The sequence below is a fragment of the Bartonella sp. HY038 genome (assembly GCF_014117425.1).
Lineage (GTDB): Bacteria > Pseudomonadota > Alphaproteobacteria > Rhizobiales > Rhizobiaceae > HY038.
Genome location: NZ_CP059725.1, coordinates 1,238,635 through 1,264,920 on the forward strand (window position 1 = coordinate 1,238,635; position 26,286 = coordinate 1,264,920).

The following is a 26,286-nucleotide window of genomic DNA, read 5'->3' on the forward strand; positions in this document are numbered from 1 at the left end:
ATGTGGTGCGGTTTACCTTCTACTGAGGGAATCGTTTGATATGATTTGTCTCCCATGATTGATTAAATATAGGGGCTAACACCTAAGAGTGTTATTTAAGGATGATTTTAAGATCATCTAGCAGTTGTTTAAGTGTTGCCTCTATTTAAAAATCCTGCCCTAAGCTGCTCTAAAAACTACTTTCAAATTGTGCTAGCCCTCGATGTTTAAAAACAAGTAATTGAGGGCAAGATTTTTTTAGCGGCAAGGCATCTAAAATGGGTAGTATTAATTCTACATATAACTATTTTCGGTATCAATCTCTAGCTCTACTAACTTTCGATAGAGAGTCGATCTACCAATTTTTAAACGGCGTGCTACTTCGCTAATACGTCCTTGATAGCGTGTCATAGCGGTTTTTATTACCATGCGTTCAAGTGCATCGAGAGAGCAAATATGACCAGTTTTATCAAAGAAAAAATCATCAGAACCGGAGCCTTTGGTTTGCTCTTTGCTTTCGGGTTCTGAAACTTCGCCTTTCACAAGTTGCGGGAAATCAGCAATGGATAAAAGGGGCCCAGAGCTTAGAAGTACGGCGCGAAACAATATTCTATCTAACTCGAGAATATTATCGGGCCAATCATATTGCGATAGAAAATTGATAGCCGAATTTGATAGTCCAGAAACATGCGAATAGCCTGTCTCTGTTATAATATGAATTAAAAGGTTTTTTGCAATATCGGTTATATCTTCTCGTCGATTTCTAAGTGGAGGTATGGACAATTGTCTTTGCGCGAATAGTTTATATAGTTTCTTGTGAAATTGCCCCTCTGCTAATATTTCATTTATTTCAGGGGTTGTCGTCGCAATCAATCGTATATGGTGATTATTTTCGACGCCGAGTTTAATTAACCGATCATAAAGAAAATCTTGCGCCTTTTGTGTAAGGCTTTCAATGTTGAGGAAAAGTAGTGTCCCGTTTGAAAAATTATCGAGTGCTCTTTCAACGTTGCGTTTCCAATCCTCTGCATATTCTTCATGGTTTAAAGAGTAGCGGCATTGAATATTACGCAAAGTTGCACTTTCATACCCGCTTTCCCTATGTATTATAGTTGCAATACTATTTCTACCTGTCCCTTGTTCTCCGGTTATTATGACATTGTGTTCGTGTTCGACAATGTCTTTTGCCACCATGACTGTGGTCTGCATAGCAAGGCTGTTCACCACCAGATCCGAAAAGTGCAGATTGCCTTCAAAGCATCTATGCATGCTTTTAATCTCGCGCTCTATAGCAGCACGTTGCATAGTATTTTTTATCGTCACCATAAGGCGTATGTCAGAAAACGGATCAATGATAAAATCATTTGCACCAGACTCGATCGCACGTGCTAAATCTCTGCTTTCATCCTTGTAGGACACAATAATGATCGGTGAGCGGATTCCAGCCGTCCTTAGTGTATCAATGAAATCTAATCCATTAATATCGGACATCTGCAAATCTAATAGTGCTAAAATAATATTGGGACGTCTTCGAAGCAAGTCTAATGTATGATAACCACTACTCGCTTCGATTATGCGGTACCCCTGATTAATCAGCAACTTGGAAATACGTTGCCTACGACCTAAGTCTTCCATGGCAACTAAAATTGTACTAACCATTATATTTAATACTCCTAGTTACCAGTATAACGGTTTGTAGATAAATTAGTTGCATGTGAAGCCATATCAATTCTTTATATTCTAAACTACGTATTTCGTAACTGAGGCGATTGCGTATCTTAAACGCTTCTGTTCATCGCATGAGATCGTGGTTATCCATTATCTGCTGCCGATAACATAGTTTTGGAAGCGTCAATTTTAAGTGGAGGATAGGGATAGTCCTCAAATGGATGAAATTTATCAAAATTATATAGCTTGATTATATATTTTGTTTAACTAAAATATTTAAATCTATGATCGGATACGCATATTCTTTCCTATTGATGAATAAATGCAACAGTTGGCACTTTTTTAACGAAATATTTAAAGTTTCCATTGCTTTGAAAAAAAACAGAATTATTTAATAACGTATTGTTACTTTTATGACGATGATAAACAGTAAAATAAACGCTCTAAAAAATTATGACAAAAGTTGCACCAAAAAGTTGAAACATTGTTTAGAATGTTCCTATGAAAGAATGCAATCCATTATTTTAGCCCAATATTGGGAATAGTTGTTTTATCCATTATAATTGCCCAAATGGGTTTGGAGTAAAAAATGAAGTTTTTAATATCCCTTGTCTCTACTGCAATAGTTGGTTTTGCGCTCAGTGGTTGTATAGCACCAGATATGAATGGGCCAATAAACCCTGTTGTACAGCCGCAGGTTAGTCGTGGCATTGAAGGACAATGGATTGATTCAGAAGGTGTTGCTTTTTCTTCTTTCCGTAATGGGATTTTTGAAACACGATCGATTGATACACAAGAAAAATTATCAGAAGGCAATTATGCAATGACGTCTCCGGAGATGGTTTCTCTTGAGATGAGGTCGTTGGTACGTGGTACGGTGTCACGCGTAAACTGCGCTTTATCAGGCTATAGTAGATTGTTATGCACGACCGAGTCTGGTTCTCACTTTACTTTAACAAGGCAATAAGCCATCTTAGATGGTATCAAATTGCATTTTATTATATCAGTATTATCCTATTGAGCTAGGCATTGGTGTGTCTAAATGTAAGGCTTTTATAATTTTGACAAATTTTCAGATATCTCTTAAAACTTGATAAAAATTACCTATTTAAAGAAATGTAATATTCACTAGTTTTATAAAATAATGAAAGTTTCAATATTATGCAGCCAGCGCGTAAGTCAAAAATTGGTGTCCTTCTTGTTAATCTTGGGACACCAAATGGAACAGACTATTGGAATATGCGTAAATATCTATCGCAATTTTTATCAGATAAACGTGTTATTGAATGGCCAAGTTTCGTTTGGCAGCCGATCTTACAAGCCATTGTTTTAAGCATTCGCCCTAAAAAATCTGGCGCAGCTTATGATCGTGTTTGGTTTAAGGAAACCAATGAATCGCCATTACGCCATTATACGCGCTTGCAAGCAGAAAGACTGGCAGCGCAATTACAAGATCTTAACAATGATGACACCATAGTCGTCGATTGGGCGATGCGTTACGGACAGCCATCGATCGACCAGGTGACAAGCAGATTATTACAGCAAGGCTGCGATAAGATTGTATTATTTCCGCTTTATCCGCAATATTCAGCAACAACTACGGCGACGGTGAATGATGCGTTTTTTGACGCTTTAAAAACCCATCGGGTGCAACCAGCTATTCGTACGGTGCCGTCTTATCCCGATCATCCTGTTTATATTGATGCTTTGGCACAATCTATTGATAATCATTTGGCAACGCTCGATTTTACACCAGATGTTCTGGTCGCTTCCTATCATGGTATTCCACAAAGTTACGCAAAACGCGGTGATATTTATCCGCAAGATTGCGCAAAAACTACCAATGCTTTACGGCAAAAAATGGGCTTAGGGGAAGATAAGCTGCTAATGACCTTTCAATCACGTTTTGGTCCTGAAGAATGGTTGCAGCCCTATAGTGATAAAACAATTGATGAATTGCCTACAAAGGGGATAAAATCCATTGCGGTGTTTAATCCAGGCTTTGTGTCTGATTGTCTTGAAACCGTTGATGAAATTGGCCATGAAGCAGCCGAAAGCTTTCATGAAAATGGCGGGGTTAATTTTTCACACATTCCATGTCTCAATGCGAGTGATTTGGGTATAAAAATTATTGAAACACTCGTGCGTCAAGAATTATCTGGCTGGGTGAAATAGGGAAAACACAAATTACCGCCTAAAATATTTAAAAAAGCAGTTTTATCTTTTCATCGCTATAAACTAAAAACCCCGTAACTTTTGTTATGGGGTTTGTTTTAAATTGCAACTCTTGATCTAGTTAATGCTTTCAACTTCAAAAAATCCATTTTGATAAGATTTTATTCGCACAGTGGTGCCTTGAGGCAGATCAGGCCCAATAATATTCCATAATGAATCGCCGATTCTCAAACGGCCTTTGCCATTGATGATTGGTTCTTCAAGGGTGGAGACGTAGCCAATTAATTCTTCAGTGCGATTATTTAAAAATGGTGCATCAGTCATTTTGCTTTTTTGGTTAAGCTTGACACCGATTAATACGGTGATGACTGAAAAAATAATGAATATAAAAAGCTGTGTTTGCCACATTGCAAAAATTGGAAAATGACCTTCTAACAACCAAACAACAATTGCTGTTGCAATGGCTGCTAAGCCAAACCACATAAGATAGACACCGGCGACAAACAGCTCTAAGACTAGCAATATAAAGCCTGCAATAAGCCAGCACCAATAACCAAGTATTTCAAAAAAATCTAACATTCAGCCTATCCATTTGCATATTTTAAGACCTCTAAAAGGCGATGAAATAAAATAACGTTGTAAATTGCTTTTTATCTTAAATTGGCGGTGTTAAGAAAAATTGCAATATCAGTACAAAATTAATTATATATATCGGCGTTAAAGCTAATATAAATGTTAAATTTTATAATCAGTGAAATATTTTAAAAATATCTTACAATTTAAAAGCGAATAAGGTGAAAATATGGTTATATAATATTTCATCTTAGTCTTTGTAAGTACATCTGATTTTTGTAAAAACCGTATGTTAAATACCTTTGATTGAAGAAATTATATACTCTGCAAATTGTAAAATAAAAATCAACAGAGTATAATCATCAAAAACTATTTAGTGTTTATTCGTTGTCAAAGCCAGCGCGTCTTTGTACTGGTTTGGTTGATGGTTTTGAATCGCCGCCAAATACTTCCTTGGCGATGGCACCAATGCCACCGAGAGAGCCAATGAGCGATGATGCTTCAAATGGCATTAACACAATCTTATTATTATTGGCTGAACCGATTTTGCCTAACGCTTCGGTATATTTTTGCGCTACGAAATAATTGATAGCCTGCACATCGCCTTCGGCAATTGCCCGAGAGACTGCCTCTGTTGCCTTTGCTTCTGCTTCAGCCAAACGCTCACGCGCTTCAGCTTCGCGGTAAGCAGCTTCTCTTTTACCTTCAGCTTCCAAAATTTGCGCTTGCTTCAAGCCTTCTGCGCGCAGGATATTTGCGTTTCTGTCACCTTCAGCTTCAAGTACTTGCGCACGCTTATCGCGTTCTGCCTTCATTTGGCGATTCATCGCTTCGGTCAAATCGCGTGGCGGTTGGATATCCTTGATTTCCACACGGGTCATTTTTAGGCCCCATGGATGAGCAGCAACATCAACCACTTGCAATAGGCGGTCATTGATGATGTTACGGTTAGACAAGAGTTCATCAAGATCCATAGAACCAACAACAGTACGAATATTGGTCATGGTTAGGTTGATGATTGCGTATTCGAGATCAGATACTTGATAGGCAGCTTGTGCAGCGTTAAGCACTTGATAAAAGGCAATAGCATCAACTGACACAGATGCATTGTCTTTGGTGATAACTTCTTGGGTTGGGATATCAAGAACCTGTTCCATGATCGAAATTTTCGCCCCGACGCTGTCGATGAATGGGACGATGAGGTTAAGGCCTGGTGCCATTGTTCGTGTGTAACGACCAAAGCGCTCGACCGTATAATTATAGCCCTGCGGTACCGTTTTAATACCTTTAAATAAGGTAAGAATGATAAGGGCAGCTAAGATAATAAGGGCGATGCCCATTCCTTGTAACGCCATAATACATTTCTTTCTAAGTTAATTTGTTCATGCTTATAATGCTGTTTATAAAATCATTATCGTGCATTGTTATAAGTGCACTTATAAATTCATATTTTTACAATATAAAAAAGCAGAAAATAAACATTTTACTCTCTATTAACTATTTTTTTGTTTGAAAAGTGATTGTGTGGCTATGAAACCCTCTTAATACTTACAATTATGTCAATTGAGGTGATTAAAATTGCAACGTCCGCCATCTAAATGCTCCATATTTTTACCGCGGCTGATTTGCTTATTAGATCAAAATATGGTTTGGCATAAATATCAATTCGCATTTTAAGTCATTATTGCATAAAGGGCTCCATTATGAGCAAACCCATCACTATTCGCCGCAAAACTGCCCCACAAATTCAAGCACAAAAGGGGCAGACACCGATTGTGTCCTTGACGGCCTATCATGTTTTTATGGCACAGATTGCTGATGAATATTGTGATTTCCTGCTGGTTGGCGATAGTGTCGGAATGGTTGTTCATGGTTTATCTTCAACAATTCCCGTTACACTTGAGATGATGATCACTCATGGCCAAGCTGTCATGCGTGGTACGCAAAGGGCTATGGTTATTATTGATATGCCATTCGGCTCTTATGAAGAATCGCCTGAACAAGCCTTTCGCAATGCGGCGCGTATTATGCAAGAAACTGGTTGCGGCGGGGTTAAGCTTGAAGGAGGCATGAAACAGGCTGCAACCGTGAAATTTTTAACCGCGCGGGGCATTCCTGTCATGGGGCATATTGGATTAACTCCGCAATCTTTTAACACCTTTGGCGGCTTTAAGACGCAAGGGCGTAACGAAGAAAGCTGGCAAGAAATTGAAAAAGATGCAAAGGCCATTGAAGAAGCAGGGGCTTTTGCGGTAGTTATTGAAGGTGTGGTCGAGCCGTTAGCTAAAAAAATAACCCAGATGGTTACAATTCCAACAATTGGTATTGGCGCATCTAATGCCTGTGATGGTCAAGTATTAGTTATGGAAGATATGCTCGGTATGAGCAATCATAAAGCTAAATTTGTGCGCCAATATGCTCATTTTGAACATGCGATGGACAAAGCTTTTGCCCGATATGCTGAAGATGTTAAAAATCGTACCTTTCCTAGCGAAGATGAGGTTTACCGCTAGATTTTACTCGGTTGACAAACATATGTGTAAAAGGGCAAACGTCCTTTTACATCATTTAAAAAGAAGAGTGTGCGGAGCTAAATACACAGTTTCTCCAAAGCTTATAATGTTATGTGCAAAATGAATCTTATATGGATTGTAATATTTCTGAGTAGAAAATTTGAGATTATATTTGCTAATCTTTGATTGAATTAAGTGCCTAATTGCATAATGAACAGTGCGGCATCGCAATGCCAATATCGTACCTCAATTCTATTGTCTTTTAAAGCTAGCTCGTAAAGCTCTGAAGCTGCTATTTAGCATCTTTAAATTATATGCATAGGTTTAAAAGAAATGTGTCAAACTGTTCAAAAACCGCGTTAAAAGCGATCAAAGGCGGCGGAGTATATCATACCTCTATAGCCAGTTCCGATAAATTTTACGCCTACAATAGCTAGGCTGACTCTAGTCGGCGACATTTTTGTATTGACCATTTGAAATATGAATTGGCATGAAGACAAGTCTTTATTAATGGCATTAAAGAATTCGTCAAATTCATGCTTAACAAATTAAAAGATATTCCCAAAAAGGCGTTCTATTGGACTGAAAAATGTGAATGAAGATATTATAACCATTCTTCCGTTACTCATGCAAAAATCTAGTTAAAACTGCCAAGGGAAAATTTTCTAAAACATGCGACATTAGTGTTAAACGCATCTTGTTTTTAGCGTAAAAAAACGAAACACAGCCACATAAACATAGAACCATAATATTCATAAGGTCTAACATGAGTAAAAATTAGCCTTAATCAAAAACAAAAAGGGAGATAGCTGAACTGACTAACTCCCTTTAATATCATACATCAATTAAATACTATCCGGCTGCACTTTCATCATCTGCTTCAGGACCAGTATTTTCTAAGAATTTTTCGGCGATAAGTCCCGCATTTTGTCGTAATGCTGCTTCAATTTCATGAGCTGCTTCTGGGTGTTCCCGCAAAAATTGCTTGGCATTTTCGCGACCTTGACCAAGACGCTGAGAATTATAGGAAAACCATGCACCTGATTTTTCAACAATACCAGCTTTGACGCCAAGATCAACAAGTTCACCAACTTTTGAGATACCTTCACCGTAAAGAATATCAAACTCAACTTGTTTGAATGGGGGAGCTAATTTGTTTTTAACCACTTTAACACGGGTTTGATTGCCCACAACTTCATCACGATCTTTCAACGCGCCAATACGACGAATATCCAAACGAACAGATGCATAAAACTTTAGTGCATTACCCCCTGTAGTTGTTTCAGGTGAACCAAACATAACGCCAATCTTATGGCGAATCTGATTGATAAAGATAACCATACAATTAGAGCGTGAAATTGAAGCGGTTAACTTACGCAATGCCTGGCTCATTAAACGAGCTTGCAAGCCAGGGAGGCTGTCACCCATTTCGCCTTCTATTTCAGCTTTTGGTGTTAGAGCAGCAACAGAATCAACAACCAATACATCAACAGCACCAGAGCGCACCAAAGTATCGGTAATTTCTAATGCCTGCTCGCCAGTGTCTGGTTGAGAAATCAAAAGATTTTCAAGGTCAACACCAAGCTTGCGAGCATAAACTGGATCAAGCGCGTGTTCTGCATCAACAAATGCGCAAATGCCGCCTAGCTTTTGGGCTTCGGCTATGGTGTGCAATGCCATGGTGGTTTTACCAGAACTTTCTGGCCCATAAATTTCAACAATACGCCCCTTAGGCAAGCCACCTACACCCAGAGCAATATCAAGGGATAAAGAGCCAGTGGGAATGGTTTCAATTTCTACAACTGTATCATTTTGCCCAAGACGCATGATTGAGCCTTTGCCAAATGCTCGCTCAATTTGGGACAGGGCAGCATCTAATGCTTTTGTTTTATCCACGGTATTATCCTCAACAAGTCGTAATGTTTTCTGAGACATCTTACACCACCTTTTCAGGATTTTTAAACCCTGGATTGATTATTCACATGAATCATTTGTACATGATTTGTTCTTATTTTGCAAGGGGCTTAACTGATTGAAATTATTATATTTAAAATTTTGTTCTATTGATGTTCTTTTTTGTGGGGGCGTAAATAGATTAGTGATTCAAGTCATATCTATTTGATGTCTTTATGAAAGTATTGTTTTCGCTTGCGATGATATGGATAAGACAGAATCAATAATCTATTTGTTTGGTGTTTTTAGTGAATAGGATTACCTTTTAAGTTTAAGCATTTAAGTGTTCAATTGGCGTGAATTGACGGTTTTAATTGCTTAATTAGGCTTTCGGGATTGATTTTTCCGGTAAGTGCTAACATCACCAATGATGTACGCCCCATGGGTTTTAACTCAAATTGTAATGTTTGGGGGTTATTTATAAAAATAATTATTTGATTTTTAGCTTGTTCAAAAAAACTTGTCTTTTTGGCAAACGATAGCCATCCAGGCAGACCATTTGCCCATTCTTCTTTTAATTGAAGAGGTGTTTTATTTTCTCGTTTTGCTTGTGCATTGATTATTTTATTGGTTAAACCATTATCTTTAAAAACAAATGATCCGTTAAAGAAATTATATCTTTGAACTTGCCCAAGCATACCTAAAGCCATGCGAGACTTATCAATTTTTCCATGATCATTTTCACGCTGTAGGGTTAGTACAGTGAGGAGCGAGTCTATGGTAATGCCATCCATCTTTAATTGTGCATTTAGCTTGCCACCCTTATTGAGGGTTAGATTGAATTGATCTAGCTGTAATAAGGCATTTTTGCCACCATATGCACCATTCAGGACAAGATTACCACTGGCGCGACTGTATCCCATATTGATAAGATCTGTTCGCGATGTGCCAACTGGAAAATTCTTGACTTCAACATTAATGTTGGCAATTTTAATTTTAAACTTTACTGGATTATCGCGTATCGAGCGCGTTAGTCTAATTTCACCATTTTGAAGCGATCCGAGCGGGTTATTCTTATCATCGAGCAATTGAATCGATTTAAAGGTTCCTCTGTCGTAGCTAAAGCCAATATTTTGGTTATATATCCCTTCATTAGGCGGTAGGGCTGCGCCATTAAGCAATATTGTATTGGCGATTAACGTACTTTTTTCGTATCGATAAAATACTTTATCGATGATTACATTGGAAATTAAAAATCCGCCATGGGGAATAGCTCTTACATTTGTAAATGTTATAGTTTTAAATCTTGTGTCAGGTGTTAAAACATCACCGCTAATAATAACATCTTTTAAAATTATATTTTGCTTGTCTACTGCTACACTTGCAACGGTTACGATAGTTTTGCGGCCAAAACTTTTTTTAAAACGATCTAAAAAAGCCTCTTTATTGAAAGGCAGGTTTGATGCAGTGGCCGTTGATTGCTTGTTTAGGTTTTGTGCGTAACTTAATGTTATGTTAAGAAAAGTTATTACTAAAAATGCCTGTATTATTACATTAAAAACTTTTTTCATGAAATTAACCCGCATGCATTGGAATTGCAGTTTAGCTTTTTATCTTTCGACAACAATTCAAATGGTATTGCTGCAGACATAAATATAAAGCAAAAGTAATGTTTTTATTAAGCATAGAAGTAAAACTTTGCAAACACACATTATTTAACATCCATATTATAAAATGTGTGTTTAGGGGCAAAGGTTTTGAGAATATTAAAGAATAAGTATTTTGACTGTATCGCCGATTTTTAAAGCAGGGGCATCAATTTCATTAACAATAAGACAATTTGATTGTGCCATAATCTTCATAAGCGATGAATCTGCAGATGCCGCTGGCGTCACATGCAAAATGCCGTGTTCATCGCTTTTCATCGTAGCACGTATATAGTGACGACGAGGACCATTTGCTTTAAGTTCTTTAGTTAATTTGGCATTGATTATGTGTTGAGTGGTCTGATTGCCGCGCATTTTGTCCATCATCGGTAATAGAAAAAGAGTTGCTGTGACTAGGGCAGAAACCGGATTACCTGGTAGCCCTAAAACGAGCATTTCATTTTCGTTATTATTGATACTGCCAAACATTAAAGGCTTGCCTGGGCGAAGCGCAATTTTCCAAAAATCGAGTTCCATTCCAGCTTTTTTCATGACTTCTTGTACGAGGTCATAGTCACCAACCGAAACCCCACCACTTGTAATGAGTATGTCGGCTCTTTGTTGTTTTGCGGCAATAATCGCGGAATGGATTTCAGCGCGATCATCGGCGACGATACCAAGATCAATAACCTCACCACCATTATCCATCACAAGTTGTGCCAAGGCATAGCCATTTGAAGCAATAATTTGACCTTCACCCGGTGTTGTACCAGCTGGTACCAATTCATCGCCAGTGGATAAAATAGCAATGCGAGGTGATCTGATAACGGACAAAGTGTCATAACCACTCGCTGCTGCAAGGCCTATAGCTGACGGTGTTAGTTTGGTGCCGATTGGTAAAATAACATCGCCTTTTGCAAAATCGCCACCCGCAGGACGAATATTGGCGTGAAGTGCTGCATTTTGGGTTAATTCAATAGTTTGATTGTCAAGTTTTGTAATGTTTTCTTGAATGATAACAGTGTTGACTGAATCTGGAACAGGGGCACCGGTAAAAATTCGGATCGCTTCACCAGCATTAATCTCACCATGGAACATGTGCCCTGCTGCGGCTTCACCAACGATTTTAAATTTTGTTCCAGCGGCAATTTCTTTATCATTCATGACCGCATAGCCATCCATTGCTGATGAATTAAACGGCGGTTGTGTAAGTTTGGCTATAAGTGGTTCACTTAAAAAACGCCCACCCGCAAAGCTGATATCAATGGTTTCACTTTCTAAAAGAGTTGCCTTGTTGGTTAACCTGTCAAGGGCTTCATCAACTGTCATAAGTGCCATTGTCTATCCTATCTCATCATATGATTAAAATAATCAGTTACAACTTTATTGGAGAACATGACTATTTCATTTAAAGGCTATTTAAAAAACAACAATTCAAGCTAACATCTAATTTAATGACCGGAAAGCCTTAACAAAATAAACAATTAATTAATCTTGCTGGCGTAGCCAATTGCCTGATTTGCCGCCAGTTTTCTCACTAAGTTCGATATTAGTGATCGTCATCGACTTATCAATTGCTTTAGCCATGTCATAAATTGTAAGGCAGGCAATTGATACGGCTGTCAATGCTTCCATTTCAACACCAGTTTTGCCTGTTAGAGCAGCGGTTGCTTTAACCCTTATGCCTGGAAGAGATGCGTCTGGCAACAAATCAACACTTAGCTTTGTTAGCATAAGTGGATGACAAAGAGGAATGAGATCAGATGTCTTTTTAGCCGCCATAATACCGGCGATGCGGGCTGCAGCTAGCACATCACCTTTAGCAATACGGTCTTCAGTAATAGCGATAAGTGTTTCATTTGCCATGATAACACAACCTTCGGCAACGGCCTTACGTTCTGTTTCATGCTTTTGGCCAACATCAACCATGTGGGCGGCGCCATGCTCGTCAATATGAGTTAGCTTATTTGACATATTAAATTCCTATCGCTTATTTTAAGCTTTAAATGTCAAGTAGTTGACGGGTCGCTAATGCAACATTATCTTGCCGCATAAGGCTTTCACCGATCAGGAAATTTTTGACATTGCTTTTGGTTAATCTCAAGCAATCTTCATGGGTAAAGATACCACTTTCACCAATTAGAAGTTTGTCTTCAGGCACCATTGGAGCAAGTCGCTCGGTCACTGCGAGATCAACATAAAAATCACGTAAATTACGATTATTAATCCCTATCATTTCCGATTTTAGTTTTAATGCACGTTCCATTTCCACTTCATTATGCGTTTCAATAAGAACATCCATCCCCAGTTCAAAGGCTGTGTCTTCTAATGCTTTTGCACAATCATCATCTATCGCAGCAAGAATGATTAAAATGCAATCTGCACCCAAAGCCCGTGCTTCATATACTTGATAGGTATCAAATAAAAAGTCTTTCCGCAATGTTGGTAAATGGGTTGCATTGCGTGCTTGATTTAAAAATTCTGGCCTACCTTGAAATGATGGAAAATCAGTGAGTATAGACAAGCAAGCAGCACCGCCTTCTTCATAGGCACGAGCGAGAAGTGTTGGATTGAAATCCTCACGAATAAGCCCTTTTGAAGGACTTGCTTTTTTGATTTCAGCAATTAAACCAAAAAGGCCCGCAGCATTTTTTGCCTTTAATGCATTAATAAAACCACGGGGGGCTTCAACATCTATAATTTTTGCCTTTAAATCATCAAGTGAAGTACAGGCTTTTGCTTGGGCAATTTCCTCAAGCTTATAGGCTTCAATTTTTTTTAAAATATCACTCATAATCAAGATTCTTGTCGATTAGAAACAGAAATAAGATGTTCAAGTTTGCCGAGCGCTTGCCCCGTATCAATGCTTTCTTTTGCAAGCTCCACGCCATCGGACAAGTTGGTTACCCTGTCGGCGATAATAAAGCTTGCAGCTGCATTTAATAGAACTATATCGCGATAGGCACCTTTTTCTCCTTCTAAAACACGTTTTAAAGCGGCAGCATTATATTCAGGGTCACCGCCCTTAAGATCGTCTTTGCTAACTCTTTTCAGTCCTACTTCTTCAGGAGTTACGATAAAGCGAGAAAAAGCACCATCTTTTATAGCAACAACTTCTGTTTCACCAGATGTTGTTAATTCATCCATCCCATCACCGTGAACAACCCATAATGATTTGGAACCCGACGCTTGTAATGTGCGGGCAACAGGCTCAAGCCAATAAGGTGAAAATACCCCAATTAATTGTCGTGTTGCGCCAGCTGGATTTGAAAGGGGGCCTAAAATATTAAAAATAGTTCGTGTTCCTAATTCCACACGGGCAGGGCCTACATGGCGCATAGCGGAATGATGTGTTGGTGCAAACATGAAGCCAATGCCAGCTTCTGCAATACAAGTAGCAATTTGATCAGCTGTAATATCAATATCGATGCCTAACGCTTTCAAGGCATCTGCTGCACCTGATTTTGACGATAATGCACGATTGCCATGTTTGCCAACTGAAATTCCTGCGCCTGCTACCACGAAAGCTGTTGCTGTTGAAACATTGTAAGAGCCAGATTGATCGCCGCCAGTCCCAACAATATCAATAATATTTTCGGGGGCTTTAACGGGTAACATTTTCGCCCGCATTGCTTTAACTGCGCCGGTGATCTCGTCAATAGTTTCGCCACGCACCCTCAATGCCATTAAGAATGCACCAATTTGAGACGGCGTGGCTTGGCCCGACATCATAATTGTAAAAGCCTGCTCCGCTTCATCTTGAGTTAACGGCGTAGCCGTTGCAACTTTATTGATAAAAGGCTTTAGATCGGCCATGTTTCTTGTCCACCTATGGGTTTAGAATACGCTGGATGATTGAATTATTTGCTTGAACCGGATGCTCTTTCTCAATTGCAAAGAGATATTGAGACAGCACATCTTGCTTTAAAGATAAGCTAAGCTGCTCTTTCATGGCTGGATCAAGAGCATCAGGGCTAGTACTTGCCGGTTCAGTAGTGCTTGTAACTTTGAAAACAAGCTTTGTCTGTTCATTTTCGCCAGGAGCTATGCCGGTTGAGTTTGTTGGACCGCTAAAAATTGCAATGAGTGCTTCTTTACTAAGATTTAATCCTGCACCTGTTCGACTTAAAGCCTCAGCTTTCTCAACTTGAATGTTATTTTCATTGGCAATTTGTGCAAGGCTTTTACCTTTAGCAAGCTCGGCATTGAAGCTTTCTGCTTTTTGCAAGACAAGACGGTTCATTTCTTGTTCTTTCCAAGCGGTGATTACAGATTGTCTTACCTCATCAAGTGTGCGCTCACGGCTATTTATAATTTCGTCTGCTTGATACCATTGAACACCTTCATCGCTGGTAAGTGGATCTGAATCAATACCAATAGTTGCATTAAAAATGCCACCAATTAGGTTTTCCTTGTTAGGAAGATTCTCAACGGCTTTCCCTTGAATATCGTTGCCCTCAGCATCAATAATTACGCTTGTTATTGGTAAATTATGCTTTTGCGCAATTTCATTTAAAGAAAGACCTTCAAACTGTTCATCAGCAATGGTTTTTACCAAAGCAGATAAATCTTGACGAGCTTTTTGGTCTGCCAATTGTTGACGGATTTGTTCGGCAACGGCTTCAAGTGGTGCAACCGCGCTAGGTGTAATCTTAATTACGCGAACAATTACGGGTCCTTGTAAATCATTTATGACGGGAGAGATACCACCTTCTTGCAATGGAAAAACCTCTGCTGATACCAATGATGGTAAGTCGGTACGGGTGAGGGGACCTTTTCTAATGGCATCGATGCTTAGATTGAGCGAGCTTACCAATTCATCAAAGCTCATACCACTTTGCAATTTTTGTGCAGCCGCATCGGCTTGCTGACGATTATCGAAGCGTAATTCATCAATAATACGTGTTTCTGGAGATAAAAACCTAGAGGATTCCTTTTGATAAAAATCTTTGATTTCGTCCTCTGTAATCGCTGTCGGATTAGCAAAATGTTGCGCTGTTAAAGTAACATATGTTGCTTTCCTATATTCAGGAGCGCGAAAGTTTGCTTTTTGAGTTTCATACCATGCAGCAAGTACATCTTGAATGGGCTCTGGCACCTCACCAATTAGTTTTGGTGTTACTGCAACATAATCTATATTTCGTAGTTCGCGATTATTAAGTACAAGTGCGGAGTAAAAGACATCTGGCATAACAATGTTTTGGCTCACCGCTTCAATAATTTGGTTGCGTATGCCAGTTTTTGCCAATTGCTCAAAATAGGTTTTTTGTGAAATACCTGCTTGATTGATAAATTGGGCAAACGCTTCTTTGCTGAATTGACCATTCATGCCATGAAAAATTTGCTCTGAACCAAGAACGCGTAATGCTCCATCTTGCCCAATGTTGGTTTTCATTAGCCTTGCTTCTTCATCGATCAATGCGTAGCCTTTAAGCGTTTGCAAAAGCTGGTTCGCAATGCCTAATTGAGCAAACTGATCAGGAGAGATATATTGCCTAGTCGAAAAGAAATATTGTGTAGCCTGATTTTGAGCCATGAATTGGTAGTCTGCAAAAGTTGCTTCAGATTTGCCCGACTGATAAATGGCATCGCTTCCCTGTCCATTAAATGCTTGTGGGATTCCCCATAAGGCAAAACTTAACAATAATAATCCAAGTAATGCTTTTGCCACCAAGGTGTTGGCTGCTGCGCGCATATGATCTAGCATAAGATATTTCCATGTTTTAACTATCAGTCGGAATATTTAGGCATTTGTTTGCCCTAATAAAATGGCAGATGCAAGATGTTGCCTGCATTTTTTTGGTTTTAATTACGATAACGAGTGATAATTGCCCAATATTCGTATTTCTGAAGTGGGTTTTTATCAGCAAGGTGATGTTATTTATAAAATGTACTAAATTTAATTTATTTTGTATATTCAAATTTATAGTAAGTTAAAATGGTCTTTTCTTAGAGACTCTAATTGAGATTATAGCTTTAATATCACTAATTTATTTTTAAGTTTTTATAGTTTTCAGTTGTCTATTTAACCGGTTTTATCGGGTTAATAAATCAAAAAAATAATAGTATCAAATGTTTAATTTTTAATCTTAGTTATAGAAAAAAGTCATTTTTATATTTATATTTTATTGTAATTATCCGTGGGCAATATTGGTTATTTTATTGACAAGGTGGCCTATTTTCTGGATGATGAATAACCTATTATTAAGGCGCTTCTGGCATGCTAATCATATAGTGTGGCTCAGTGTGCATTGTATTCTGCTTTGGTTTAATGAGTTTTCTTGAGTTTTAAGTTTTCTTGGGTTTTAAGTTTTCTTGGGTTTAATGAATTGTTATGGCTAAAAAATCATCTTATAAATCGGTTTGCCTTTTGGTTGGTGTTGCATTTTTAGCATCCCTTTCTACAAAATCAGCAAATAGTGCTAATATCTTTGATTATTTTGGTCAAAAAAAGCAAGAGCGTTTACAGCGTGAGCAGGCCTTGCGGCAACAACAGTTTATGCAGCAACAAGTTCAGCCAAGGCAAGTTACGCCGGTTGATCCTACACCTCAGCCAATTAAGCGTGTTGTGGTAGAACCTCCCAAAATATTTGATTATCGTCCTGATAAATTGATTGATTTAGATTTTTCAAAAGTTAAGTTCCAGTCATCTAGCCGTGCTGACGATATTGATCGATTGCTTGATACTCAACTTGTGGACGAGGAATCTAATACCATTAATGGTGGTACAGTTAGCAATGATAGTAATGAGGTGGGGCAATCTGAAATTGGTGCGCTTAGTGTTGAAGAAGCAAAATTTGCAGAACTCGCCCGTACATTGCCAGTAATTAAAGTTGAAAAGCAAGTTGGTGAAGCCTTAACAAAATATTATGCGGCTCACCCCCAATTGATATGGTCAGCCAATAATGTTCTCAGTGAGAAAGGCAAGGCCGTTCAAGAGTTTTTAAAAAAATCCGCTGAAGATGGTCTGAACCCGGATGAATATCTGGTTGATTTTCCTGAAATTTCTGGAAATGTTGAAGATGCTCAAGCTGTTATGGTTTTTGATATAAAATTAACCGCTCGCATTTTGCGTTATAGTTTGGATGCAGGAGCAGGGCGTGTAACCGCAGATCGTTTATCTGCATTTCATGATTTACCGCGACGCAAAATTGACCTTGATACAATTTTGCAAGAATTGGTAAAAAATACTTATCCTGAGCAAGTCCTTGCGAGTTTAGAACCACGGTCGCTTTGGTATAAAAGTCTTAAAGCCGAACTTGCGGTTTTAAATACACAACAAAGTGCCCCTCGGATAGAAATAGCCGATAATACGGTGATAAAGCCAGGTAAGGCCAATGATGAATTAATTAAAGTTATTAGGTTGATTCTTGATAAGGCACCACCATCTTATTTGGAAAGCCATAGGCAAGTGCTTGAGGAAAACCTGCAAAATACGATTTATAGTGAGGAATTGGTTATTGCCGTAAAAGATTTGCAAAAGGTTTTGGGTAAGGCAAGTGATGGCGTTATAGGGCCGGCAACTATTCGGGCTTTGCAAGGTGACAATATCGTTGATAAAAAGCAAAAAATTATCACCTCGCTCGAAAGATTGCGGTGGTTGCCGCATGAGTTTTCGGATCGTTATGTGTTTATTAATCAACCAGCCTATCAAGCACAATATTTTGAAAATGGCAAAGAGGTTATTGCCATGAAGGTTGTTGTTGGTTCGCAACGTCACCAAACATATTTTTTCTATGACAATATAAGTCTTGTTACATTTAATCCGACTTGGGGCGTGCCGCGTTCTATTGTCATGAATGAAATGATGCCACGCATATTAAAAGATCCAGCCTATCTTTCTCGTAATGGCTACGAAGTGTTTAATGCATCGGGTAAAAAAGTAGATGCTTCTTCGGTTAATTGGGCGAATGTCGCGACTAAAGGCTATGGTGTCAATATTCGCCAAAAGCCAGGAACAAGTAATGCATTGGGTGAACTTAAAATTTTGTTTCCTAATAAACATGATATCTATCTTCATGATACGCCATCAAAAGCTGCTTTTCAACGTGACATGCGTGCAATTAGCCATGGTTGCGTGCGGTTAGCTGATCCTCGTGCTATGGCCGCTGCAGTCATGGGACTAGAAAAAGATGGCTTGAAGCGTTATTTTGGCAAGGATGAAAAAACGGTAAAGTTAGATGTAACTGTTCCTGTTTATCTAACCTATTTTACTGCTTGGCCAGATGCTGATAATCATATTATCCATTATTATGATGATGTTTATAACCGTGATAGTGCACAGCAAACTGCAAGCAAAAAAATTGAAAAAATGCGTCTTGAAAGTATGTAGATATGATGTCAATGCACAGTTAAATATGTTTTAAATATCCAAGCACTGCATCGATAGAGTGGACGGTGATCGTAGTTGGTAGCGAAGTACGTTCAATCATGATGATTGGTATTGATAATTCTCTTGCGGCTTTTACTTTGCCGTAAGATGAATTGCCGCCTGAATTACGGCATATAATCAAGTCAATTTTTTTATCGATCAATAGTTTTTTTTCGCTAGCACTATCGGTTGGGTAGCCTATAATAAATTCAAGATTGGTAAGCTCATCAATATTATCTGGATAGTCGATCATCCGCGCCCAAAATTTTGAATCTTTAAAATTAGCAAATGGTGCAATGTGCTGGCGACCAATAGCTAGTAATATGTTTTTACCTTTGGGGATTACGGTCAATGCCTCGCTAATATTGGGGACGCTAAGCCAAGTATCGCCGTCTTGTTTTTTCCAAAGTGGCCGCTCTAGTCTTAAAAGAGGTATTTTGGTTATTCTTGATGCTTCATATGCATGGTCAGTCATTTGACGGGCAAATGGGTGCGTGGCATCAATTATAAGGTTAGTTTTTTCCTTCAAAAGATAGGTTATCAAACCTTCGACGCCTCCAAAGCCACCAATGCGCCAATTGCCTTTTGGAATGCGTGGTGAAGTAGTACGCCCGGCAAGAGATGTTGTAATATTGATTGGTTGGCTTTCCAATATCTCCGCAAGTTGATATGCCTCGGTTGTTCCTCCTAATATAAGAACCGATAGAGGCTTCGATACTGGCTTTTCCAACATGTTGGAATCAAAATTATGATCTTGCAATGATTGCGCCCTTTCGATCGGTTATGATTACTTCCACCTCGACAGGTGCGCCATTTAGTACTTTAAGTGCAGTACTCTTAGCTAGCTTGGCGATTGAAGGTGCTGGATTTATGCCTTTTTCTAGGGCAATATCAAGTATTTCTTTTGCGGTGTTGGCATTTATTATAGTTGCTTCAAAAGATTTGTCTAAGCCCAAGTCACGAACAATTTGCCATAAAAATTGCCGATTGATCTGTGATCGTGAAGAGTGGAGATCTGTTTCACCTTGTGCAAGTTTGGTCATTTTTGCAAAACCGCCAGCAATTGTAAGTTTTGGGATTGGATGATTGCGCAAATATTTCAATACTGCGCCAGCAAAGTCCCCCATGTCAAGCAAAGCATAATCGGGTAAATTATAAAGCGCTTGTGCTGCATCTTCTGAGGTTGATCCTGTTGCTGCTAATACGTGTTGTGCATTTTGCGCCCGTGAAACGTCAATGCCGCGATGAATAGAATGGATCCATGCTGAACAAGAAAACGGATGAACGACACCGGTAGTACCAAGAATAGAAATACCGCCAACAATACCAAGTCGGCCATTCCATGTATTTTTGGCAATTTCCTCACCATTGGGCACGGAAATGGTAATAACAACATCAGCAGGCAGTCCATAAGAACCGCAGATTTCTTCAACAATATCACGCATCATTTGTCGAGGTACTGGATTAATTGCGGCTTCTCCTGGCTCTATTGGTAGACCTTTGCGTGTTACTGTGCCGACCCCATCACCCGCTACAAACATTATACCCGTTCCTTCCGGAGCGGGAAAAACAGTTGAAATAATCATTGCGCCATGAGTAACATCGGGATCATCGCCCGCATCTTTTATTATACCAGCACTTGCATAATCTTCGCCAAGACTTTCCATTGCTAATTGAAAATATGGAACTTCTCCTTTAGGGAGGATAATACCAACCGGATCTGGAAATTCACCAGTTATGAGAGCTATTAATGCAGCCTTTGTAGCCGCTGTAGCACAGGCTCCGGTTGTCCAACCTGATCTAAGTGAACTTTTGCTTGAAGGGAGATCATCATTCTCATTCATCGTCATAGCTGTCTTTATTTTTGTTGCAGTTTATGGCAAAACGAGTTTGATGTTTTACATGCTCGTTAGCTCTATCATTGTTGTATATTGCTATAATATTTTTTTAAAATTTCAAAAAGACTATTTAATGATAATTAAATTTCTAATCGTTAATTTTGCATTTTTTGTGGTTGAAAGCCAAAATTTAAGAATTTTTTTAAATGGTTTTTCTCAGAAATAAAAGATATTGAGATTAGAGTGTTTAGACCTCAGCTTGCCAATTTATATTTTATCTAAAAGTGAGCTTTAAAGTCGGAAAACTAAGAAAAACAACAAATGAGCCATTGAATTAGTTTTAACCTTGTTGAATATAAATTGATCGATTGTTACTATCAACAATATAATAATATAATCTAACGATTAGAAAGAATAAGATGCAGCCGAATAATATCCACCCATTTCGTAATCGAGAGCCAATGTTGAATATACCAACCGTAGTGGTTGTATTTGTTGTCATTAATATCGCAGTATTTATCTGGCAGGATTATATTTTGGATTGGAATGAGCAAAATTATTTCATTGTTCGCTTCGCATTTATTCCATTAGTCTTTGGTAGTGAACAGACATTAGAGGTTTTATTAACTCCGGTTACTTCTTCTTTTCTACATGCAAGCTGGAGCCATCTTGGCATGAATATGTTATTTATGGTGGTTTTTGGCTCGCCGCTTGCGCGGCGCATGGGGGTAGGTGGATTTATAGTGTTTTGGATATTTACATCCGCGGCAGGTGCGCTTTTTTACTACGTATTAAATACGGATAGCCCAATTCCTGTTGTGGGAGCATCGGGTGTGGTATCAGCTATGCTTGGCGCTATTGCGCGATTTGGTTACGGTCGTTCTTTCTTTCATCCATCACTTTATGGGGATGTACTGCCAATACGTATTGCTATACGTTCACGCGATATTGTCACAATTATGGGGTTTTGGTTAGCAAGCAATTTACTTTATGGTGTCACTGCAAGTTGGGGTGGTGGTGCTATTGCTTGGCAGGCTCACATTGGTGGACTTCTTGCCGGTTTTTTAGCTATTGGTCTTTTTATTCCACCAAGGAAAAAATAGTCAAAAGTAAATAGTGTTCGAGATAACTGGAGTCTATTGAGGCATTTTAATTGCTACCAATGGTGCCTTGAAAAGTTGTTGGCTTTAACTCAATCTATATCGTTTAACAATTCACCTTTGCATGTCTGAGGTTGTGAATTTGAATAAAATCGCACGAAAGCAGCTTTTTAATAAGTTGTTGTTAAGTTGGTCAGTGATGTTGGCGGTGTTGCAAAAATGCAATTATTAAAAATAGAGTATTTCTAAATGCTGTTATATCATGAATTTCTATACATGCGTATATTTACACAACTTCACTAGACAGTTATATGAATAAAATATGACAAGCATACTCCGTATTAATTTTTATCAAGATTAGCATTTCTGTAATGTGAAAAATTGATGCAAATATTAGATCATTGGGTTAATTTTAAGAGTGGGGCTTGATTAACATTGTGGTATTAAATTTGTATTTAATACAGTGTTGCTAGGCAATCAGAGTATTAGTTTGTAGTCTGTGTACATAATAATCGGTTTTTAAAAGTAGGGATCAACCATGAAAACTTCAAAGTTCTTTTTAGCGCTTTTAGCTGCTGGGGCAAGCTTGGGATTTACACAATATAATGCGTCTGCAGCAGATGCGGTAACTTTAGAAGCAGAGCCAGTTGAGTATGTGCGAGTTTGTGATACTTATGGTCAGGGTTATTTCTATATCCCCGGTACTGAAACCTGCATGAGCATTGGTGGTATGGTATTTGGTACTGTCTATGGTGGCGCAGATGTATATACTCGTACTTTGAATGACCGTGATCCTAAAAAGTGGCGTTATTCAACTCGTGCAGAACTTGATTTTTCTACAGCTACTGATACTGAGTTAGGTACTTTGCGCACCTTTATCCGTTTGCGTGGTGAGTGGGCCGATGGCGAGCAGGTTGAAGCTGGTAGTTTACGCTTTGGCTACATTGATCTTGGTGGTTTGCGTGTAGGTCTTGATGAATCTGCAATTAATACTTTCTTTGGTTATTATGGCGATTTCATCAATGATGATGTGGTGCTTGGCGGCGGATACAGAACTAATCTTATCAGCTATACCTATGCAGCTGATAATGGTTTCTCAGCTTTAATTTCTCTTGAACAGGGAAATACTGAGGATAATGACTATAATGGTCAAATTACTGATTATACACCTCATGTTGTTCTTGCAGCTAAATATGAGCAGGCTTGGGGCTCATTAACTGGTGCCGCTGCTTATGATTCTGTTAATGAAACTTGGATTGGTAAGGCCAAAGTTAGCGTCAATATTACTGATAAATTTAACATTTGGGGTATGGCCGCTTATAAGGATTTAAAAGATACTTATTTTGGTGATATTGATGATGAAAATTCAATCATCACCGATCGTAATATTCGCGGTGTTCGCGCCGTTAATAGCTTCTATGCTACTTGGGGCGGTAAATGGGTTGGCTGGGTAGGTGCATCCTACGGGTTTACTGAAAAGGCAACAGGAAATCTTCAGCTTGCTTATGAGGGAGCTGGTAATTTTTACGGTGCTGCTAACGTTAATTATGAACTCGTATCAGGTTTAACGCTTATTCCTGAAGTTAATTATCGCAAATGGAATGATAGCAAGTCAGAGTTGAAGGGTAAGGATGCGTTTGGCGGTGCCTTACGTTTACAGCGTGATTTTTAATCCGTTTATTCTTTAAATGTATTAAAGGCTCAGCTTTGCTGGGCCTTTTTTTTGATCATTTAATCTGTCTACTCAAAGCTAGCTGAATGTTATATTTTAAACATTATAAAACCTTAAAAATGTTAGTTTTTGATTTTATAAAGGCCATATTTGTTGAGTTTATATTGTATTCTATTTGAGTGCTTCAAGGTGTCGAGTTTTATGAAAAAAATAATCGTATTTCTATCCATTCTTCTCATAGGCCCGTTAATTGCGTCATTGGTAATAGTCATAATAGGTTTGCGTGATCACAAGGGAAAGGCTGATATAGGCGTGGTCCTTGGTACTGCAATTTTTGCTGATGGCACCTTGTCTTCTTATCTAAAAGGTCGCCTTGATGAGACTGTAAAGCTGTATCAACAAGAATATTTTCCGTTAATTGTTGTCAGCGGTGGTGAAAATGAGTTTGGATTGTCTGAAACAAAAATTATGAAAGACTATCTTATTGAACAAGGTATTCCAACCAATGCCATTATCGAAGACGCTGAAGGTATTAATACTGCAGCCACAGCAAAAAATATGGTGGCGATAATGCAAAAGAGTTCAGCCCAAAGTGCATTTATTATTACCCAATTTTTTCATGTTCCTCGTACTCGTTTGGCTTTTGCCTGCAATGGTATTTCCCCCGTTTATTATGCGCCAAGTCGGCAATGGAATATGAGGGATCTCTATTCTGTTTTGCGCGAAGTGCCTGCGAATGTCACTTATTGGTGGAATTGTTCAAAACATTCCAACAAAGGGTAATCCGGTTCTATTGTCGTGCTAGCTCGCAAGCATTACTTGTTTTTTATCATTTCTATTTCTAATAGATCGGATATTTCTAAGGTCACTGTGTAATTATGCCACATCGGAAAATCTTGTGTCTTATTCTAAATATGGTAAAAGGACAAAACTTTATAAGTTTTCCAAATTACATTCTAAATTGCGACGCAGTTAGTTGAAAATTCATGCGGTCATGATCTTAGATAATAATGTTTAGCTTGATGATGAAATATGCAGCTTAAATGCTGGTAATGCGAGAAATAGAGTCTTATGAAAACCATTTTTTCTTGTAATCATAAACAGATCGGTACCAATTATCTGGTTTTTGCCATTATTGCTGGTATTATCGGTGTTTTGCTCTCGGTTGTTATGCGATTGGAGCTCAATGAGCCAGGGATTCAGTATTTTCATGGTCTAGCTAGCTTATTATATGGTTATGAGGGAATCTCAGCTGTTGAGAAAGGGCGTGAAATGTTTACGCTTTTTTCATCTGCTCATGCCCTTATCATGATTTTTTTCATGGTTGTACCAGCTTTATTTGGTGGTTTTGCTAATTGGCTGCTGCCAATGATGATTGGTTGCGAAAATATGCTATTTCCGCGCTTGAACCGCTTTGCTTTCTTATTATTATTTCCTGCAATGGCTTTGTTGGTTGGTAGCTTATTGTGGGTTTCTTCTGCGCAGACTGCATGTCTATTAATGATAGCAATGATTCATCTTGCTGCGCTTTCCGCAATATTGACTGCTGCTAATTTTATCGCAACTATATTGGTGGCGCGCGCCCCTGGTATGGGGTTTAAATATTTACCAATTTTTGTCTGGTCAGTTTTGGTTTCATCTTTTTTAATGATTATTTGCATGCCGACTATGACTGCTGCATTAAGTTCTTTACTTTATCATTTTGGTTTTGATAATTTTAGCATGCATGCGGTTGATGGTAAAAATCTACAGGTTATGTTGTGGTTCTATTCGCATCCTGAAATTTTTGTACTGATTTTACCTGCGTTCGGCATTATTAGTGAAGTTGTTGCTACTTTCGCAAATCGCCCACTTGTTGGACGGTCTTATGTTGTTTCGGCCATGGTCTTTATCGGTGCGGCGGGTTTCTTAATTTGGGCGCAAAATCTTTTTTCTGCAGCCAATCTTGGCGACATGAAGGGGTATTTTTTTGTAGCTTTACCAATTATAGCTATTCCTGCTTTTGTGATAATCGGTTCTTGGCTTGCAACAATTGTAAGTGGGCACATTCAATATAAAACGCCTATGCTTTGGGCTTTGGGTTTTATTTTAATGTTTGTTATTGGTAGTTTTTCAGCTATTCACTTGGCACTAAACAGCCCTGTGAGTAACGGCAATCCAGCATTCGTCAGCCATTTCCATTATATTTTGTCACTTGGTGCAGTCTTTGCAATTTTCGCAGCATGGTATTTTTGGTTTCCCAAAATTTCGGGTTATGAGTTACGCGAACTTACCGGTAAACTACATTTTTCAATTATGTTTATTGCGGTTAATATGATTTTTCTTCCGCAACATTTTCAAGGTTTTGAATATGTTAATGGTAGTGTTGCTTTGTGGATTGAAAATAATATTGGTTGGAATAAGATTATAACGTTAGGTGCAATGATAGGCGCTCTTTCACTTGTTGTTTTTTTATATGGCATTTGTGAAGCGTTTTGGCGTAAAATAGCCGTAGCAAGCAATCCTTGGGGTGAGGGGGCAACGACACTAGAATGGTCCTTGCCTTCGCCTGCTCCAATTGTTCAATGGCAAGCTATCCCTGTTTTTGATAAAAAAAAAGCTGCAAGTTTTTAAGGGTGGCCTTTAATTTACGTGAAGGTCATCCCATTATGTATTTAACTATATAATTTATAGTTTTTGATAAATAAGCTGCAATTGGTCGTTAAATTGCCTGCAAAAGATGTTTAATGGTTTTTCCTGTCTAAATTACTATAAAATATTTTGTAATTCTGATTTATGATTAATGTGATGCAAATTGTCGATAATTATGAGATGATATGGTATCAATTTTTAATCTACTGCTGCAAAGTTTAACTAAT

General features: G+C 38.5%; 20 protein-coding genes. 8 read left to right on the plus strand and 12 right to left on the minus strand.

All coding sequences use genetic code 11. The features are described from left to right. Positions 1–273: 273 nt before the first annotated feature. On the minus strand, positions 274–1,638 hold the full coding sequence (locus tag H3299_RS05240) for a sigma-54 dependent transcriptional regulator (RefSeq protein ID WP_182419237.1): 1,365 nt from the start codon (positions 1,636–1,638) through the stop codon (positions 274–276). Positions 1,639–2,236: 598 nt separating this feature from the next. Here H3299_RS05240 and H3299_RS05245 point away from each other — a divergent pair. After that, positions 2,237–2,614, plus strand: coding sequence for a hypothetical protein (locus H3299_RS05245; RefSeq protein WP_182419238.1), 378 nt, complete (start codon positions 2,237–2,239; stop codon positions 2,612–2,614). Positions 2,615–2,808: 194 nt separating this feature from the next. Then, positions 2,809–3,822 (plus strand): ferrochelatase, encoded by a 1,014-nt coding sequence (gene hemH, locus H3299_RS05250; RefSeq protein ID WP_182419239.1) that lies wholly within the window; start codon positions 2,809–2,811, stop codon positions 3,820–3,822. 117 nt (positions 3,823–3,939) lie between these two features. Here the strand turns inward: hemH and H3299_RS05255 are convergent, their stop codons facing one another. Both H3299_RS05255 and H3299_RS05260 read right to left on the minus strand, forming a co-directional pair. After that, entirely contained in the window at positions 3,940–4,401 is a 462-nt protein-coding gene (locus H3299_RS05255) for an NfeD family protein (protein ID WP_182419240.1), read from the minus strand. Positions 4,402–4,775: 374 nt separating this feature from the next. Further along, positions 4,776–5,750 (minus strand): SPFH domain-containing protein, encoded by a 975-nt coding sequence (locus H3299_RS05260; protein ID WP_182419241.1) that lies wholly within the window; start codon positions 5,748–5,750, stop codon positions 4,776–4,778. Positions 5,751–6,098: 348 nt separating this feature from the next. Here H3299_RS05260 and panB point away from each other — a divergent pair, with 348 nt between their 5' ends. Next, the gene (gene panB, locus H3299_RS05265) at positions 6,099–6,908 is read left to right on the plus strand and encodes a 3-methyl-2-oxobutanoate hydroxymethyltransferase (protein WP_182419242.1); all 810 of its coding nucleotides are present in this window, start codon (positions 6,099–6,101) and stop codon (positions 6,906–6,908) included. Positions 6,909–7,760: 852 nt separating this feature from the next. On the opposite strand, the gene recA is transcribed toward panB, so the two are convergent. The 7 genes from recA to H3299_RS05300 all read right to left on the minus strand — a co-directional run bounded on the left by recA (position 7,761) and on the right by H3299_RS05300 (position 16,154). Continuing rightward, positions 7,761–8,843 (minus strand): recombinase RecA, encoded by a 1,083-nt coding sequence (gene recA, locus H3299_RS05270; protein ID WP_182419243.1) that lies wholly within the window; start codon positions 8,841–8,843, stop codon positions 7,761–7,763. A gap of 305 nt (positions 8,844–9,148) precedes the next feature. Continuing rightward, complete coding sequence (locus H3299_RS05275) at positions 9,149–10,372, minus strand: hypothetical protein (protein WP_182419244.1); 1,224 nt, start codon at positions 10,370–10,372, stop codon at positions 9,149–9,151. 195 nt (positions 10,373–10,567) lie between these two features. Beyond that, a complete protein-coding gene (gene glp, locus H3299_RS05280) occupies positions 10,568–11,785 on the minus strand; it encodes a gephyrin-like molybdotransferase Glp (RefSeq protein ID WP_182419245.1) in 1,218 nt (405 codons plus the stop codon). Between the two features lie 150 nt (positions 11,786–11,935). Further along, a complete protein-coding gene (gene moaC, locus H3299_RS05285) occupies positions 11,936–12,421 on the minus strand; it encodes a cyclic pyranopterin monophosphate synthase MoaC (RefSeq protein ID WP_182419246.1) in 486 nt (161 codons plus the stop codon). Between the two features lie 28 nt (positions 12,422–12,449). Then, on the minus strand, positions 12,450–13,244 hold the full coding sequence (gene trpC, locus H3299_RS05290) for an indole-3-glycerol phosphate synthase TrpC (RefSeq protein WP_182419659.1): 795 nt from the start codon (positions 13,242–13,244) through the stop codon (positions 12,450–12,452). Beyond that, the gene (gene trpD, locus H3299_RS05295; RefSeq protein ID WP_182419247.1) at positions 13,244–14,263 is read right to left on the minus strand and encodes an anthranilate phosphoribosyltransferase; all 1,020 of its coding nucleotides are present in this window, start codon (positions 14,261–14,263) and stop codon (positions 13,244–13,246) included. Before trpD ends, trpC begins: the two co-directional genes overlap by 1 nt. Before the next feature lie 13 nt (positions 14,264–14,276). Beyond that, the gene (locus H3299_RS05300; RefSeq protein ID WP_182419248.1) at positions 14,277–16,154 is read right to left on the minus strand and encodes a peptidyl-prolyl cis-trans isomerase; all 1,878 of its coding nucleotides are present in this window, start codon (positions 16,152–16,154) and stop codon (positions 14,277–14,279) included. A gap of 627 nt (positions 16,155–16,781) precedes the next feature. On the opposite strand from H3299_RS05300, the gene H3299_RS05305 reads away from it, so the two are divergent. Beyond that, on the plus strand, positions 16,782–18,779 hold the full coding sequence (locus H3299_RS05305) for a murein L,D-transpeptidase (RefSeq protein WP_182419249.1): 1,998 nt from the start codon (positions 16,782–16,784) through the stop codon (positions 18,777–18,779). A 19-nt stretch (positions 18,780–18,798) separates the two neighbouring features. On the opposite strand, the gene H3299_RS05310 is transcribed toward H3299_RS05305, so the two are convergent. Together H3299_RS05310 and H3299_RS05315 are read right to left on the minus strand one after the other, a co-directional pair. Continuing rightward, entirely contained in the window at positions 18,799–19,578 is a 780-nt protein-coding gene (locus H3299_RS05310; protein ID WP_182419250.1) for a cobalt-precorrin-6A reductase, read from the minus strand. Then, positions 19,565–20,668, minus strand: coding sequence for a cobalt-precorrin-5B (C(1))-methyltransferase (locus H3299_RS05315; RefSeq protein WP_371739805.1), 1,104 nt, complete (start codon positions 20,666–20,668; stop codon positions 19,565–19,567). Before H3299_RS05315 ends, H3299_RS05310 begins: the two co-directional genes overlap by 14 nt. Positions 20,669–21,075: 407 nt before the next feature. On the opposite strand from H3299_RS05315, the gene H3299_RS05320 reads away from it, so the two are divergent. The 4 genes from H3299_RS05320 (at position 21,076) to H3299_RS05335 (ending at position 26,041) form a co-directional block, all read left to right on the plus strand. Then, positions 21,076–21,759, plus strand: coding sequence for a rhomboid family intramembrane serine protease (locus H3299_RS05320; RefSeq protein ID WP_182419252.1), 684 nt, complete (start codon positions 21,076–21,078; stop codon positions 21,757–21,759). A 535-nt stretch (positions 21,760–22,294) separates the two neighbouring features. Beyond that, positions 22,295–23,428 carry a porin gene (locus H3299_RS05325; RefSeq protein WP_182419253.1) on the plus strand — a complete coding sequence of 378 codons (1,134 nt, stop codon included), beginning with the start codon at positions 22,295–22,297 and terminating at the stop codon, positions 23,426–23,428. A gap of 201 nt (positions 23,429–23,629) precedes the next feature. Then, positions 23,630–24,211, plus strand: a complete 582-nt coding sequence (locus H3299_RS05330; protein ID WP_182419254.1) for a YdcF family protein — start codon at positions 23,630–23,632, stop codon at positions 24,209–24,211. A gap of 288 nt (positions 24,212–24,499) precedes the next feature. Beyond that, a complete protein-coding gene (locus H3299_RS05335) occupies positions 24,500–26,041 on the plus strand; it encodes a cbb3-type cytochrome c oxidase subunit I (protein WP_182419255.1) in 1,542 nt (513 codons plus the stop codon). Positions 26,042–26,286: the final 245 nt, after the last annotated feature.

Coding starts and splice junctions, on each gene's coding strand:
- H3299_RS05275 (WP_182419244.1), bottom strand. CDS start 10,372: ATGAAAAAAGTTTTTAATGTAATAATACAGGCATTTTTAGTAATAACT.
- H3299_RS05335 (WP_182419255.1), top strand. CDS start 24,500: ATGAAAACCATTTTTTCTTGTAATCATAAACAGATCGGTACCAATTAT.
- H3299_RS05240 (WP_182419237.1), bottom strand. CDS start 1,638: ATGGTTAGTACAATTTTAGTTGCCATGGAAGACTTAGGTCGTAGGCAA.
- H3299_RS05325 (WP_182419253.1), top strand. CDS start 22,295: ATGAAAACTTCAAAGTTCTTTTTAGCGCTTTTAGCTGCTGGGGCAAGC.
- H3299_RS05320 (WP_182419252.1), top strand. CDS start 21,076: ATGCAGCCGAATAATATCCACCCATTTCGTAATCGAGAGCCAATGTTG.
- recA (WP_182419243.1), bottom strand. CDS start 8,843: ATGTCTCAGAAAACATTACGACTTGTTGAGGATAATACCGTGGATAAA.
- H3299_RS05330 (WP_182419254.1), top strand. CDS start 23,630: ATGAAAAAAATAATCGTATTTCTATCCATTCTTCTCATAGGCCCGTTA.
- H3299_RS05245 (WP_182419238.1), top strand. CDS start 2,237: ATGAAGTTTTTAATATCCCTTGTCTCTACTGCAATAGTTGGTTTTGCG.
- H3299_RS05255 (WP_182419240.1), bottom strand. CDS start 4,401: ATGTTAGATTTTTTTGAAATACTTGGTTATTGGTGCTGGCTTATTGCA.
- H3299_RS05305 (WP_182419249.1), top strand. CDS start 16,782: ATGGCTAAAAAATCATCTTATAAATCGGTTTGCCTTTTGGTTGGTGTT.
- trpD (WP_182419247.1), bottom strand. CDS start 14,263: ATGGCCGATCTAAAGCCTTTTATCAATAAAGTTGCAACGGCTACGCCG.
- hemH (WP_182419239.1), top strand. CDS start 2,809: ATGCAGCCAGCGCGTAAGTCAAAAATTGGTGTCCTTCTTGTTAATCTT.
- H3299_RS05260 (WP_182419241.1), bottom strand. CDS start 5,750: ATGGCGTTACAAGGAATGGGCATCGCCCTTATTATCTTAGCTGCCCTT.
- glp (WP_182419245.1), bottom strand. CDS start 11,785: ATGGCACTTATGACAGTTGATGAAGCCCTTGACAGGTTAACCAACAAG.
- H3299_RS05300 (WP_182419248.1), bottom strand. CDS start 16,154: ATGCTAGATCATATGCGCGCAGCAGCCAACACCTTGGTGGCAAAAGCA.
- moaC (WP_182419246.1), bottom strand. CDS start 12,421: ATGTCAAATAAGCTAACTCATATTGACGAGCATGGCGCCGCCCACATG.
- panB (WP_182419242.1), top strand. CDS start 6,099: ATGAGCAAACCCATCACTATTCGCCGCAAAACTGCCCCACAAATTCAA.
- H3299_RS05315 (WP_371739805.1), bottom strand. CDS start 20,668: ATGACGATGAATGAGAATGATGATCTCCCTTCAAGCAAAAGTTCACTT.